This is a genomic window from Paenibacillus sp. FSL L8-0470 (assembly GCF_038008625.1).
GTDB lineage: Bacteria > Bacillota > Bacilli > Paenibacillales > Paenibacillaceae > Paenibacillus_AQ.
In genome coordinates this window covers 3,823,021-3,836,552 of sequence record NZ_JBBOZM010000001.1, presented here as the reverse complement: position 1 = coordinate 3,836,552, position 13,532 = coordinate 3,823,021, and the positions used below count along the sequence as shown (strand labels likewise).

15 protein-coding genes are annotated in these 13,532 nt (G+C 43.9%); 4 read left to right on the top strand and 11 right to left on the bottom strand.

All coding sequences use genetic code 11. From position 1 onward, the window contains the following. Positions 1-250: 250 nt before the first annotated feature. The 3 genes from NST99_RS17315 to NST99_RS17305 all read left to right on the top strand — a co-directional run bounded on the left by NST99_RS17315 (position 251) and on the right by NST99_RS17305 (position 2,111). The gene (locus NST99_RS17315) at positions 251-700 is read left to right on the top strand and encodes a MarR family winged helix-turn-helix transcriptional regulator (protein WP_341093327.1); all 450 of its coding nucleotides are present in this window, start codon (positions 251-253) and stop codon (positions 698-700) included. A gap of 86 nt (positions 701-786) precedes the next feature. After that, on the top strand, positions 787-1,593 hold the full coding sequence (locus NST99_RS17310; protein ID WP_341093326.1) for an arsenite methyltransferase: 807 nt from the start codon (positions 787-789) through the stop codon (positions 1,591-1,593). A 20-nt stretch (positions 1,594-1,613) separates the two neighbouring features. Then, entirely contained in the window at positions 1,614-2,111 is a 498-nt protein-coding gene (locus NST99_RS17305) for an arsinothricin resistance N-acetyltransferase ArsN1 family A (RefSeq protein ID WP_341093325.1), read from the top strand. A gap of 120 nt (positions 2,112-2,231) precedes the next feature. Here NST99_RS17305 and NST99_RS17300 read toward each other — a convergent pair whose 3' ends face one another. The 7 genes from NST99_RS17300 to NST99_RS17270 form a co-directional block, all read right to left on the bottom strand. Further along, positions 2,232-2,663 (bottom strand): GNAT family N-acetyltransferase, encoded by a 432-nt coding sequence (locus NST99_RS17300; protein WP_341093324.1) that lies wholly within the window; start codon positions 2,661-2,663, stop codon positions 2,232-2,234. Between the two features lie 97 nt (positions 2,664-2,760). Then, positions 2,761-3,759 (bottom strand): NADP-dependent oxidoreductase, encoded by a 999-nt coding sequence (locus tag NST99_RS17295; protein ID WP_341093323.1) that lies wholly within the window; start codon positions 3,757-3,759, stop codon positions 2,761-2,763. Positions 3,760-3,873: 114 nt separating this feature from the next. Then, entirely contained in the window at positions 3,874-4,626 is a 753-nt protein-coding gene (locus tag NST99_RS17290; protein ID WP_341093321.1) for an SDR family NAD(P)-dependent oxidoreductase, read from the bottom strand. Positions 4,627-5,002: 376 nt separating this feature from the next. Continuing rightward, positions 5,003-5,590: a sugar O-acetyltransferase gene (locus NST99_RS17285; protein ID WP_341093320.1), complete on the bottom strand. Its 588-nt coding sequence runs from the start codon at positions 5,588-5,590 to the stop codon at positions 5,003-5,005. A 228-nt stretch (positions 5,591-5,818) separates the two neighbouring features. Continuing rightward, a complete protein-coding gene (locus NST99_RS17280; protein WP_341093319.1) occupies positions 5,819-6,193 on the bottom strand; it encodes a VOC family protein in 375 nt (124 codons plus the stop codon). 73 nt (positions 6,194-6,266) lie between these two features. After that, a complete protein-coding gene (locus NST99_RS17275; protein ID WP_341093318.1) occupies positions 6,267-6,788 on the bottom strand; it encodes an SMI1/KNR4 family protein in 522 nt (173 codons plus the stop codon). Between the two features lie 15 nt (positions 6,789-6,803). Next, positions 6,804-7,340 (bottom strand): DUF2262 domain-containing protein, encoded by a 537-nt coding sequence (locus tag NST99_RS17270; RefSeq protein ID WP_341093317.1) that lies wholly within the window; start codon positions 7,338-7,340, stop codon positions 6,804-6,806. A gap of 323 nt (positions 7,341-7,663) precedes the next feature. On the opposite strand from NST99_RS17270, the gene NST99_RS17265 reads away from it, so the two are divergent. After that, positions 7,664-8,839 carry a serine hydrolase domain-containing protein gene (locus tag NST99_RS17265; RefSeq protein WP_341093316.1) on the top strand — a complete coding sequence of 392 codons (1,176 nt, stop codon included), beginning with the start codon at positions 7,664-7,666 and terminating at the stop codon, positions 8,837-8,839. Between the two features lie 39 nt (positions 8,840-8,878). On the opposite strand, the gene NST99_RS17260 is transcribed toward NST99_RS17265, so the two are convergent. From NST99_RS17260 to zwf, 4 genes are all read right to left on the bottom strand, one after another. Continuing rightward, positions 8,879-9,397, bottom strand: a complete 519-nt coding sequence (locus NST99_RS17260) for a GNAT family N-acetyltransferase (RefSeq protein WP_341093315.1) — start codon at positions 9,395-9,397, stop codon at positions 8,879-8,881. 388 nt (positions 9,398-9,785) lie between these two features. Next, on the bottom strand, positions 9,786-11,204 hold the full coding sequence (gndA, locus tag NST99_RS17255; RefSeq protein WP_341093314.1) for an NADP-dependent phosphogluconate dehydrogenase: 1,419 nt from the start codon (positions 11,202-11,204) through the stop codon (positions 9,786-9,788). A 35-nt stretch (positions 11,205-11,239) separates the two neighbouring features. Then, positions 11,240-11,908, bottom strand: coding sequence for a fructose-6-phosphate aldolase (fsa, locus tag NST99_RS17250; RefSeq protein WP_341093313.1), 669 nt, complete (start codon positions 11,906-11,908; stop codon positions 11,240-11,242). 39 nt (positions 11,909-11,947) lie between these two features. Further along, a complete protein-coding gene (gene zwf / locus NST99_RS17245) occupies positions 11,948-13,459 on the bottom strand; it encodes a glucose-6-phosphate dehydrogenase (RefSeq protein ID WP_341093312.1) in 1,512 nt (503 codons plus the stop codon). Between the last annotated feature and the right edge of the window lie 73 nt (positions 13,460-13,532).

The window sequence follows — 13,532 nt, the reverse complement described above, 5'->3', positions numbered from 1 at the left end:
GAAAATTAGATCGGACCTCGAACATCATTATATAATTATGCGCTTATATAAGCAATAACCTAAATGTCACTTGTAGCAAACAACAGTTGGTATCTTGTTCATATTGTTCTTTTACTAATCCATTGTTTTATTGGTTTGTGTAGATGATGATCATTCGCTGGCTGAAAGATGTCAAAAAGATTCGCGAATTCACATTACACTTGCATTTTACAAGTAATTAAGATATAACTTAAGTCAAGAGGTGAAAACAATGGAAACCCCACGAGAATTATTCCAAATCATGACCCGTCGTTTAGGATTACTGAATAAAGATTGCTGCAGCGTAGGCGGATGTAATCTCTCCGCGAGCCAAAGCCATCTGCTGTATGAAATTGATCGGAGCCATAGTCCCTCCATGCAACAGGTTGCTGAAACACTCGGGACCGATATTACAACCTTTAGCAGACAAGTCCAATCTTTGGTGAAAATGAAGCTGGTTACAAAAACAGCTGACAAGGCAGATCGAAGAGTCTATACTCTGGCGCTTACTCCCGAAGGGAAAATGGTGGCAACAACGATTGATCAACAAATGAACGCCTACCTGAATGAAGCATTTTCGAATATGAGTGAGTTTGAAGTAGAAACTTTACTGCGTTCGATTAAGCTGTTCAACGAAGCTATGGGGAAATCCATCAATTGCTGTGCACCGGTAAAAGGGTGATTCCTCTTGACTTATACTTGCATTTTGCAAGTTATTTCAACAATAATGTGAACATCTAATCCAAACCTTTAAAGGAGTGTTCAATCATGACCCAAATCACAAATGACCAGATCCGCCAGAATGTACGGGGCCGCTACCAAAAAATCGCCGTAAAAAAGGTTGAAGCTGCCTCTTCCTGCTGCACCCCAGCCGACAGCTGCTGTGACTCCCCTTCTGATTTTGATGCCATATCCGCTAAAATGGGCTACTCCAGTGAAGAACTGGCTGCAGCCCCCGAGGGTGCCAATTTAGGCCTTGGATGCGGCAATCCTCAAGCTATTGCTGAACTGCAGGTTGGTGAACATGTTCTGGACCTCGGGAGCGGTGGCGGATTCGATTGTTTCCTGGCCTCCCGGCAGGTAGGTGACCAAGGCCATGTAATCGGTGTGGATATGACACCTGAGATGATCAGCCGCGCAAGGGAGAACTCTATTAAAGGGAAATTTATGAACACTGAGTTTCGTTTGGGCGAGATTGAGCATCTTCCCGTCGCCGACGATTCAGTAAATGTGATTATCTCCAATTGCGTTATTAACCTTTCGCCAGATAAACAACAGGTGTTCCGTGAAGCCTACCGGGTCCTTCAGCCGGGCGGTCGTCTGGCCATCTCGGACATCGTAACTACGGCGGAACTTCCACCTGAAATTAAAAATGATCTTGATGAACTCTACTCTGGTTGTATCTCCGGTGCCTCTTCCATTACAGTTGTTGAAGCGTTGCTTCGCGAAACCGGCTTTACTGATATCAGGATTGAGCCTAAAGACGAGTCCAGAATATTTATAAAAGACTGGGTTCCCGGTGCCAATGTTGACCAATACATCGTTTCAGCCGTTATTAAAGCAGTAAAACCTTAAACTGATTGGAGGTTATGGATATGCAGAACATTAGCGTTCGGAAGGCAACTTATGCAGATGTAGAGGATATTCTTCACATTTATAATCAAGGCATCGAAGATCGAATTGCTACTCTTGAAGAAGAAACGAAAGATCTTCCCTTCATAAATAACTGGTTTGATGATCATCAAGGAAGATTTGCGATTCTGGTCGCCGAAGATGATCAGGGCATCATTGGCTGGTCGTCTTTAAATCATTATTCTCTTCGCTGCGCATATCGTGGAGTGGCTGATTTGTCCATCTATATTCATAGGGAGTATCGAGGCCAAGGCATCGGATCCATACTATTGGAAGCTTTAGAAGAAGAAGCCCGAAAAAATGAGTTTTATAAAATCGTCTTGTTTACCTTCCCTTTCAATGGAAATGGGCAAGGTTTGTATCGAAAAATGAAATATCGTGAAGTCGGTGTATTTGAGAACCAAGGAATTTTAGATGGAAAGCCGACTGACGTGATGATTATGGAGAAGCTGCTTGTTTGACTTGATACGCCAAGAATGAGTCCGAATTCTGGATGAATTCAATCCATGGTACTAGACATTGATCTATTCGCCAATCAGACCAAGTTCTTGTCCTGCGCAAAGGACAAGAACTTGTATCCTTTATGACTCCTCCCATTCCATTAGATATTCCTCCTGATTAGTGTTTTCATCTAATAGAGTTTCTTTAATAGTAAAGCCGTTCTTCTCATAGAAGCGTGTTGCTGAAGTATTTTCTTTATATACTTTTAATGTGATTTTTGATTTTTGACTTTTCATGAAATTAATTAATTCTTTTCCATAACCATTTTTTTGATATGACGTATCAATAAAAAGTGCCGCTAAATAGTCATCAACCATAGAAACGAACCCAACAATTTCTGCTTGATTGTAAATTACATAGGTGTCCGACATGGGAATGTATTTATCTCTCATCTCCGTTTTTTGAGAAAGCCAATATTCTTGAGCGATAAAATCATGTGCTTGAATTGAGACTCTATACCAAATATCAGTTAAAATATCAATATCACTTTGCTTATGTAACTCTATTCTCATATTTATTTCCCCTTTTCGAATTCTTTGCTTCTGGGCGTTGGATATAATTTGTTTTTACTCAGAACACGCGAGCAACGTCGCTTAAGTTACTTGTTATTTAGAAGGTCAGAATAACTTTGCCCTGGGAATGGCCCGTCGACACTTTAAGCAACGCCTTGTTAATATCACCAAACGTATAAGTTGAATCTATAGAGGGTTTAATATTTTCTTTTTCAACAAGTTTGGTGATTTCTTGTAATTGACTTCCGTTGTCTTGCACAAATAAAAAACGATATTCATTTTGTTTCTTACGCGCTAAAGAATCTAAACGAGCACCTACTAGGCCAAACAATGCTTTTTTCCACACCGGAAAATGATTATCAGCCGCAAAGCGATAATTAGGTCCTGCTTTCAATGATACCAGTTTCCCTTGTGGTTTTAAAATGCCCAGTTCAGCTTTGATCTCTTGGGTACCCAAGGTGTCGATCACATAATCGATATTTGACAGTATGTTAGCATAATTCTCTGCCTTGTAATTTATGAATTGATCAGCCCCGATCGACAGTGTACGTGATTTTCCTCTTTCACTGCCGCTTGTAATAACATATAATCCCATTGATTTGGCAATGGGGATTGCCATAGCACCAAAACCTCCGGTTCCTCCAGGAATGAATAGCTTTTTATTCGGTTGGGCATGGAGTACATCGTGTAATGCTTGATAAGCAGTCAAGGCAGTAAGGGGTACTGCAGCTGCTTCAATAAAAGATAGATTTTCAGGCATGATGGATAAAGCATCTTCATTCACGGCTGCATATTCAGCAAAAGCACCGATTTTAATAAGCGGCAATCTCGTATAAACAGGGTCACCAACCTTAAAATTCAAAACATCATCTCCAACGGCTTCAATAATTCCTGATAGTTCATTCCCTAAAGTTAATGGAAACTTATAGTCGGCAATCATCCGAACACTGCCATTCAGATTAAGGATGTCCAGTGGATTTACACCTGCAGCTTTTACTTTGACAAGTACCTCATGGCTATTGATCTCTGGTATGTTAACATCATTTAATTCCACTTGTATTATTTTTGAATATTTCTGTATTTGAGCTGCTCTCATATTCATCCTCTTCCTTTGCTAAATTGGGGATAGCATCGAACATCTTTAGACTAAAAACATGGCGCACAATCTTCAGTTGTACGCCATGTTTCACCTTTATCCGGTTCTCTGAACTTAAGATTCTGAAATTATTGGATAGATTCTGCCCCTCAGATTGAAATCATAGTTCTGGTCTACAATCCCGACCCCTTCGTTGTTATCATAAAGATCCACCATAAAGCCCGCCATTTGTTTGGCAGTGTGGTACTTAGGCATGTTTGCTTTGTAATCAAACTCTTCAGCATCTAATGATTTCTTCACGAATTCTGTTTCCGTTATTGCTGGTGCTAAAACTTTTGCTTTTAGTTTTGCGCCTTTCATTTCTAGTTCTTTTGCAAGCCCTTCTGTGAAGGCACTAACGTAATATTTAGATGCAGAATAAGCAACATTCCCAACAGCAATGGCATATCCGAGTGCGGAAGAGACGTTAATTAACTGAGTTCCTTCTACATCAGCATAATCTCGCACATATAGTGTAGAAAGGATCGTCAAGGATTCGATGTTAACACGTAACATAGTTTCAACTTTATCTAAATTCTGCTCAACTACAAAAGCAGCTTCACCGAGCCCCGCATTGTTAATCCAGGTCTCAATTTGGTATTCCTTTAGACTGCTATACAGTGTGTGGGCCTGATCTGTAACAGACAGGTCACTTGTACGAACAATAACATTAACAGTAGGATCAATATCCTGAATTGCTGATTTGAGTTCTTCTAATTTGTCCAATCTTCTAGCAACCAAAATTAAGTTTTTGCCACGTGCAGCAAACGCCAATGCCGCCTCATATCCAATCCCTGAACTTGCTCCTGTAATAACTGTATACTTCATAATATTCTCTCCTCCATAACATGAAATTAGTGTAAATGAGCTTTAAGTACATTTTAGAACGATCGTTCTTATTTGGGCAAAAAAAACAGTATGTCTAGACGGCCATATTCATTTTCAATGAAACGTGGCTTTTTATCTGCGTATTCCTCCCATGCCAACAATATAACATAATTAGAACGGACGGTAAAGAATGATTTTATAACCGGAATTAAGGGGATAAGGATGGATGGAAGGATAACCTCAGGCTTTGTGGCAATAGGATAAGAACAGACTTTTTAGCCGATTCCCTCTATTTGGGGCAAAAAAAATCAACCCATTTAAATGAGTTGATGAATACCCTGTCTTCAAGATCGTCCGGAAAATCCATTCAATATACTTATCTTCTCCAAGGACGATCGGAAAATTTAATCGGTCTAATAACCTTGCACGGATTTCCTGCAGCAATGACATTAGGAGGAATATCTTTGGTCACTACGCTTCCAGCACCAACAATGCTGTTTTCGCCTATAGTCACACCCTGAGTAACTTTAACGTCTCCCCCCAGCCATACCCGATCCCCTAAAGTAATTGGTTTCGAATAGACTCCTTTATCCGCCCGTTCAAACGGATCCTCCGCATGATTTGCTGCATATAACCCCACTCGTGGCCCAATAAAGACATCATTTCCAATTTTCACTTCGTTACAATCAAGAATAATCATGTCGTGATTAATATACACATCGTGTCCCATAGAGATATTGAATCCAAACTCACAACGGAAGTTAGATTCAATATATACATTCTCACCCACGTCTGAAAACAATTCTTTCAATATAGACATATCGTAGCCTTCATTTGTATTTACTTTTTGATTATATTCCCGGCACATGGTTAAAGCGCGTGACCTAACTTCTGCTACATCATCACCTGCGTCATCATACATCTCCCCAGAATTTATAATCTGTTTGATTTTTTCGATGTCCATAACCTACTCCCTTTCGAGTTGTTTTTTGTGAATTCTGCATCCGGTATTCCGGTCTCACTATTTTTATGCTTCCCAACTGTCAAATATCCATCTTCATTAATACCTAATAAAGACACTTGGATATCAACTGACGCGGCTTGTTCATACCTTCACTGATCCACACCTCCAAAACACCTACCACCCCAGCGACAAGGAAAATAGCCTCCGTTTGTTTGAATTCATCAAAGATCAGCTGCCCTCAGAAAACATCGATATTGCGAACGATTCAGCGATTTCATGCACGTTACCAAACGGATCAACGAAAGCAGCATATCGCCCTTCAGTAGGTTTATCATGCAAAAATTGAATACCCTTATCCTTCATTTCCTTATAAGTTTGCTCAACGGACACGACCTCAAACACCAAAACTGTTCTAGCCTCGTTTGAATAATCTCCAATTTCTTTGGTCTTTTCACACTTGAAAGCTATAAGCTGACAGCCGTCAAGGGCAAATACAAGCTTGTTTTCTTGCTCTAACAGTGTTTGCAAACCTAGTAATTCAGAATAAAACCATCTCGCCTTTGTCATGTCATTGACGAAAATCATTATATGTCCTAGTTTCATAAGGCTATGCTGCCCCTTCACTTTTTGAGGATACCATTTTTTATGGTTCTATGCAGAATCTACCTCTATCTTCTCACTCCTCTTCATTCAAGCATTGTTCAATAAAGTCAAACAAGCCTGCCGCCTCAACAGACCGGTTTCCCCAGTCATGATAAAAATAGAGCAACTGCCCAAAGGTCCCTTCTCCAGTTGGGTCCGTGTCTACACAGAGATGATCGCCACCCCCGTTGCTGGCAATAGGGATCCACCGCGGATTCCACAGGAACGGCTTGATCTGCGGGGCAATCTCCGGTTCCATGTCATCCGGATCAAACTCTTCATTTAGAAATTCCCAATCCTCGAGAATCTTTTCAAGCGGCGACAGCGATAGATTTCGGACAAAACACTCCGAGCCTGCTTCCCAATCCTGACCATTATATATGCTGTAGAAGTCCCTCAACTCCTGCGGAAGTACAACCTCCAGCGTACTGGCAAGCCCATCAAGTTCTTCTCTGCTAGCGCCAGGCTGTAAATTCAAACTCGCTTCGTACCCCGGATTATTCCGGCTGCCTTTGGCAATAATGCGCTGCCACAGTGTCTTCGCCTTCTCTGTCATATGTCCCCATCCTCCTTATAAACCTTGGTTTACAAAATTTTTGTGTTCATCTATGTCCATATGTATCCGATGTCCGGCAAAATAATCCGGTTTGTTCCCAAGCTCAATTGACATCTTAAACGAACCGGCACCATCTACCTGCTCAAAAACAACACTCCATAGAAACAAGCTGTTTAAAAAAGCTTCATCCGAAATAGGGACTCTAACAGTATGCCCGTCCAGCTCCACATAGCCTTCATTGTCTGATAGCTCAACAAAATCCGGGTCATCCCATATCCATTCCTCGGCCCGCTCTTTAGCCCACTCCATCGCCTTACCGAGTTCTCCCTTGTTCATCTGAAGCCAGGCAAGCTCCTTCTCCAATAAAGGAACGGCACTTATAGCTGCATCTTTTGCCATTTCCTTACTTCCGATTGCCGTGGGCAGGAAGATTTCAACCTCAACATCGTCTCCCCAAATCTGTACAGGCTGGAAACAGCAGCAATATGTCTCCTTCGTCAATTCCGTTATTGACCACGATTCAACGGGTATCCGGATCACTACATCTGACATTTATTTTTCTCCTCCATCACAATGCTGAATTCATGCTCGTCCAATGAGTATCCGCGAAATCATTGAGCTAGCCTGTCCGGTACTACATTTGGATTGATTTACTCCTTCCAATATACCCCAAATAATGCCGAGGAGACAGCATATCTTATGGAAAACTATTCGGTGGAATAAGAGTTATATTGTATTCGTTTTGCAGGTTAACCGGATTGCGTTCCACCGTGGCACTATACAATCTGTCCGAAAGCGCTTAATATTTTCTATAACGAATGGTTAACATCCGCTTTAGTTAAAGTGAAGTTATTCGAGAAGGAGACATAAGTGACATGCTGGAGTCAAACTTAACCAACCAATTGAAAAAAACGCTGAAAACAAGTATCGGCAACAAGGAAATCGCAGGAGCAAACTTCATGCTGATCAAAAACGGCAAAGAAGTTTTTTACCATGAAGACGGCTTGGCCGATCTTGAGTCGGGACGTCCTATTACAAGGGATTCGATTTTTCGTTTATATTCGATGACGAAGCCGATTACCGCCACTTCCGTCATGATGCTGCTCGAGCGTGGGGATATTGATTTATTCGATCCTGTTAGCCGTTATATCCCGGGCTTCCAAAATCAACAGGTCGAAAAAAATGGCGAACTGGTGCCTGTCAGCCGGGAAGTCAACATTCACGATCTGCTGAACATGACATCGGGATTGGTATATGGCGGAACGGACAAAGCCGGACAGTATACGGATGCTCTGTTCCAAGAACTGGGCAGCCGTTTGTACAGTGAAAACGCGATGAGCACAATGGAATTTGCAAACTGCCTAGGTAAGGGCCCTCTTTCGTTCGAGCCGGGATCGTACTGGCAATACGGAACCTCGGCAGACGTCCTTGGTGCGATTGTGGAAGCGGTTAGCGGCATGCGGTATGGGCAATTTTTGAAAAAGGAAATCTTCGAACCGCTGGAAATGAAAGATACCGGTTTCTGGCTGCCTGAAGGAAAAAGAGAACGCCTTGTGAAAACCTATCAGGATGATGGTGAAGGCGGTTTGAAGCTGTATGCGGAAAGCCACCTGGGCATTGGCCATCAGATGGACCTTGATCCGGCATTTGAGTCGGGCGGAGCGGGACTTGTGTCTACGATTGACGATTCCGCCAAGTTTACAACAATGCTAATGAATCAAGGCAGCTTAAAAGGTGTTCAACTATTGAAGCCCGGAACAGTTAAATATTTAACGTCTGCAGCTTTAACCGATTGGCAGCAAAAAGGCTTCGATACGTGGCATACATTGCGCGGACATAGCTACGGCAATCAGATGCGCATCATGACCGACTGCGGAAAAGCCGGATTTATCGGCAGCCAAGGTGAATACGGCTGGGACGGCTGGCTGGGGGCGTACTTCAGCAACAGTCCTCAAGAAGGTCTGACTATACTATTTATGATTCAAAAAAAAGATGCCGGCACGATGGCAATTACGCGCAAGCTGCGCAATATCGTGTTCAGCACCTTGTAAGGGGCAATATGAAGGGAATCGCACAGTTAGGAATAACTTTCAGGCGAATGTTTTGGTCATGATAAGATCAATTTGTTCTTCATCACCCATGTAAAAAGAGTGAGCTCCCGTTTGAACAAAACCGATTTTTTTATAAAAATCAATGGCCTTCTCATTCTTTTCCCAAACTCCTAGCCAGATCATCTTTTTATTTTGTATCACCGCTACTTCCATTGCTTTGTCTATTAGATATTTTCCAAGCCCTTTTCTTTGAAAATTGTTTCTTATATAGATTCTTTCAATTTCTAGTGACTCATCACCTGCTTTTTCAGATTGGGAATCATTGATGTTTACTTTTAGATATCCGGCAAGTTCTTCATTAAAAAAGATGAAAAAGAATTCTGAAAAAACATTGCTCAATTCCTTTTCCAACTGTTTATAGGTAAATGCTTTTTCTAAATAGGTTTTCATATTTTCAGGTGAATTCTGATGTTTAAACGTATCATTGAATGTCTCAACGCTAATTTGCTGTAGTATTTGTAAATCTTCACGGCTGCACTTCTTTATTATTACTGACATTCTAGGAAGCTCCTTTATATAAGATTAAGATATTCTGCAATTCCATCAATTTTTAACTTGTCGCCCATGTTTAATATTTTATAATATTATTGTTGCATTTACAACATATTATTAGAGGGATTCTCATCTGGGCTACAGCCTTAGCTTAGGGGCAGTTTCACTTACGGACGCAGATCGGTGCATAATCACCAACTCATTAAAAGTGGTGGATTTGCTGGCTGTTTACTTTAATTTATTTTATGTATCCCACATAATCATTGAAATCGAGCTACTAAATGACTCAATGAAGGTTGAGCGGCTCTTTACTCCGTAATCCCTCAGATGCTAAAAAAGCCCGGGCTTATTCACCCGGACTTCTGCAAAGATATTTATATCTGATGATAGCTTATTATTCGTTGTTGTTCATCCATTGAAAATGGAAGCTTCCCGGCTGATCCACCCGTTCAAAGGTATGCGCTCCAAAGTAGTCTCTTTGTGCCTGCAGCAGGTTGGCCGGGAGACGTTCGGAGCGGTAGCTGTCATAGTAGGCCAGCCCGGAAGCGAAGGCCGGAACCGGAATTCCTCTTTTGACGGCAATCGCAACTACATCTCTCCACGCTTCCTGGTAGTTATGAACCACACTGCTGAAATACTCATCCAGGAAGAGGTTTTTGAGCTCAGGGTCGCGGTCATAGGCGTCCTTGATATTTTGCAGGAAGCCTGCGCGGATAATGCAGCCTCCGCGGAAGATCATCGCAATGCTGCCGTAGTTCAGGTTCCAGTTATATTCATCCGAAGCCACTCTCATCTGGGCAAAGCCTTGGGCGTACGAAGCGATTTTGCTGGCATAGAGCGCTTTGCGGACTGCCTCGATGAATGCCTTGGCGTCTCCGTCATAGCTCTTGACCTCAGGTCCCTTCAGGCGCTTGCTTGCAGCCACACGCTCTTCCTTCATGGCAGAGATGAAGCGTGCAAAGACGGATTCAGTAATGATGGACAACGGAACGCCCAGATCGAGTGCATTTTGACTCGTCCATTTGCCCGTCCCCTTTTGTCCGGCGGAATCCAGGATCACATCGACCATCGGCTTGCCTGTGTCCGGGTCTGCTTTGGCGAAGATGTCGGCTGTAATCTCGATGAGATAGCTGCTAAGCTCGCCTCGGTTCCATTCCGAGAAAATCTGATGCAGCTCATCGGTATCCAGTCCCAGTACATCCTTCAATAACTGATACGCTTCGCCAATAAGCTGCATATCGCCGTATTCGATGCCGTTATGGACCATTTTGACATAGTGACCGGCTCCATCTTCTCCGATGTAAGTGGAGCACGGATCGCCGTTCACTTTGGCCGAAATGGCGGTCAGGATTGGCTCCACCAGCTCATAAGCGTCCTTTTGTCCGCCCGGCATAATGGCGGGTCCCTTCAGCGCCCCTTCTTCACCGCCCGATACCCCTGCGCCGATGAAGCGAAAGCCTTGAGCCTGAAGCTCTCTGTTCCGTCTTTGCGTATCCGGGAAAAAGGCGTTCCCGCCGTCAATCAGGATATCCCCTGGCGACAAATGCGGCACCAGCTGCTGAATCGTATCATCGGTTGGCTTGCCGGCCTTGACCATAATCATGATTTTGCGCGGCAGCTCCAGAGACTGAACGAACTCTTCAATACTGTAGGCACCTGCGAAATTTTTGCCCGCTGCTTCTGCAAGCAGCTCATCGGTTTTCTCCCGGGAACGGTTATACAGTGCCACCGAGAACCCTTTGCTCTCCATATTCAAGGCCAGATTCTTACCCATGACGGCTAAGCCGACCACACCAATCTGCTGTTTACCCATCGTCAATAAACCTCCCTATGATATGTGCAGGACAATTAGACCTGCGGCGCTTTCTTCCAGTCGGCAGCGAACTTCTCCAGTCCCTGATCGGTCAGCGGATGTTTGGAGATCTGCTCGATCACGCTGAACGGAATAGTGGCAATATGCGCACCGGCCATGGCAACGCGGGTCACATGGTCCGGATGGCGGACCGAAGCAGCGATAATCTGCGCATCCAGGTTATGAATGCGGAATAGCTCGGCAACTTTTACGATCAATTGCACCCCATCCTCTGAAATATCATCCAGACGGCCCAGGAATGGCGATACATAAGTAGCTCCTGCACGGGCAGCCAGCAGCGCTTGGTTCACCGTGAAGATCAGCGTCACGTTTGTTTTCACGCCTTTTTTAGTCAGATACCGGCAGGCTTCCAGGCCTGCGAGCGTCATCGGGAGCTTGATCGTAATGTTTTTATCATAATTATTGATCTTGATCAGCTCGTTCGCTTGTTCAATCATTTCTTCCGCAGTGACGGCATCCGGTGTTACCTCAGCGGATACGGACTCTACCTCTGGCACAGTGCGCAGAATTTCGGCAATGCGGTCTTCAAATTTCACGCCTTCTTTGGCTACCAGAGAAGGATTCGTTGTGACTCCGGACAGTACACCGATTTGGTATGCTTTTTTAATGTCTTCCACATTTGCAGTATCGATAAAAAATTTCATATTCGTAAACCTCCATTTTTAGTTGAACTAATATTAGTTTTAAAAATTTGAAGCATCAGGCAAAGATAGCTCGCTTACTTCTTCAATCGCAGAGTCGAGCCACCAGTGATTTCCATCCTTCGCCAGCAGTTGGTTCGATTCTTCAGGTCCGAACGTGCCCGCAGCGTAGGAATGAAGAGGAGCCGTATTCTTGTCAAAAGCATTCAGGATCGGCTGCACCCATTTCCAGGACAGCTCCACCTCATTCCAATGTGCAAAAAATGACGGATCTCCGTGTAAGGCATCATAAATCAGGTTCTCATAAGCCTCAGGGATCTCAATAGATCTGGTATGGAAGTCAATATGCATTGCTTTGAACTTCCCCTTATGCTGGGGATCTCTTGCCTTGAGCTGTAGCGTAATCCCCTCGTTCGGGCTGATCTCGAACACCAGAAGATTGGGGATATCATCCTCGGCGGCTGACGAGTTCTGCTTGAGCGGCTCCTTGAATTCAATCACAATCCGTGTCGATTTCTCTTTCATTCTCTTCCCGGTTCGGATATAGAACGGCACACCTTTCCAGAATGGATCATCGATCGTAAGTCTGGCTGCAATAAATGTATCGTTCATCGAACCTGCCGGAATTCCCGGTTCAGAGAGATAGCCTGGAACCGGCTTGCCCTTGATGGTACCAGCAGTGTACTGCCCACGGATCACTTTAAACTGGATATCCGCTTCTTCCAACGGTTCCAGGGCTTCCATAACTTCTTTTTTCTTGTAGCGCACCTCGTCTGCGGAGCTGTCTTTCGGCAAGCGGATCGCAAGCATCATCAGCAGCTGCAGCATATGATTCTGGAACATGTCTCTCAGTGCACCCACATGATCGTAATAACCCGCTCTTTCTTCCACGCCCACCGTTTCCCCCGCAGTAATCTGCACGTTGGCAATGTAGCGGTTGTTCCAGAGTGCGTGAAGCACCGGATTCGTCTGCTGGAATACATCCAGCTCCTGCACCATAGGCTTACCCAGGTAATGGTCGATCCGGAAAATTTCATCCTCACTAAACGCTTCGCTCAGCTTCAGATTCAGCGCCTGCGCAGACTGCAGGTCATGTCCGAAGGGCTTCTCAATCAACAGACGTTTCCAGCCTTTGGCGGCACCCAGGCCACTTTCCTTAATGTTCAAGGCAATCGGCTCAAAAAACTCAGGACCGACAGATAAATAGAACATCCGGTTCGGGGAACTGCCCATGCTTTCTTCCTGCTTCTCAATCCGCTGCAGCAGTTTAAGATAATCCTCTGTATGCCCTACATCCAGCACATTATATCGGAAGGCCTTCAGAAAGCTGCGCACGGACGCAGAAACATTCACTTCCCGCCGGGAGAAATCCCGGATAGACCGCTCCACCATAGCCTGAAAGGCTTCATCAGCAAGTTCTCTTCTGCCAAGACCAATCACAGAGAATGAATGGTGCAGCTTGTGGTCGAGAAACAGATTATACAGCGCGGGGTAGATTTTTCTTCGGGCTAAATCCCCTGTCGCTCCAAATAAAACAAATGTGGTTGCCTCCATCTCCATTCTCCTTTTGCTCTGGTTTATCTTTCCTGGTTACACTATAATACAAATACGATCCATACAAGTAATT

Excerpts from the sequence above, each read along its gene's own strand:
- NST99_RS17315 (WP_341093327.1), top strand. The coding sequence starts at position 251 with ATGGAAACCCCACGAGAATTATTCCAAATCATGACCCGTCGTTTAGGA.
- NST99_RS17310 (WP_341093326.1), top strand. The coding sequence starts at position 787 with ATGACCCAAATCACAAATGACCAGATCCGCCAGAATGTACGGGGCCGC.
- NST99_RS17305 (WP_341093325.1), top strand. The coding sequence starts at position 1,614 with ATGCAGAACATTAGCGTTCGGAAGGCAACTTATGCAGATGTAGAGGAT.
- NST99_RS17300 (WP_341093324.1), bottom strand. The coding sequence starts at position 2,663 with ATGAGAATAGAGTTACATAAGCAAAGTGATATTGATATTTTAACTGAT.
- NST99_RS17295 (WP_341093323.1), bottom strand. The coding sequence starts at position 3,759 with ATGAGAGCAGCTCAAATACAGAAATATTCAAAAATAATACAAGTGGAA.
- NST99_RS17290 (WP_341093321.1), bottom strand. The coding sequence starts at position 4,626 with ATGAAGTATACAGTTATTACAGGAGCAAGTTCAGGGATTGGATATGAG.
- NST99_RS17285 (WP_341093320.1), bottom strand. The coding sequence starts at position 5,590 with ATGGACATCGAAAAAATCAAACAGATTATAAATTCTGGGGAGATGTAT.
- NST99_RS17280 (WP_341093319.1), bottom strand. The coding sequence starts at position 6,193 with ATGAAACTAGGACATATAATGATTTTCGTCAATGACATGACAAAGGCG.
- NST99_RS17275 (WP_341093318.1), bottom strand. The coding sequence starts at position 6,788 with ATGACAGAGAAGGCGAAGACACTGTGGCAGCGCATTATTGCCAAAGGC.
- NST99_RS17270 (WP_341093317.1), bottom strand. The coding sequence starts at position 7,340 with ATGTCAGATGTAGTGATCCGGATACCCGTTGAATCGTGGTCAATAACG.
- NST99_RS17265 (WP_341093316.1), top strand. The coding sequence starts at position 7,664 with ATGCTGGAGTCAAACTTAACCAACCAATTGAAAAAAACGCTGAAAACA.
- NST99_RS17260 (WP_341093315.1), bottom strand. The coding sequence starts at position 9,397 with ATGTCAGTAATAATAAAGAAGTGCAGCCGTGAAGATTTACAAATACTA.
- gndA (WP_341093314.1), bottom strand. The coding sequence starts at position 11,204 with ATGGGTAAACAGCAGATTGGTGTGGTCGGCTTAGCCGTCATGGGTAAG.
- fsa (WP_341093313.1), bottom strand. The coding sequence starts at position 11,908 with ATGAAATTTTTTATCGATACTGCAAATGTGGAAGACATTAAAAAAGCA.
- zwf (WP_341093312.1), bottom strand. The coding sequence starts at position 13,459 with ATGGAGGCAACCACATTTGTTTTATTTGGAGCGACAGGGGATTTAGCC.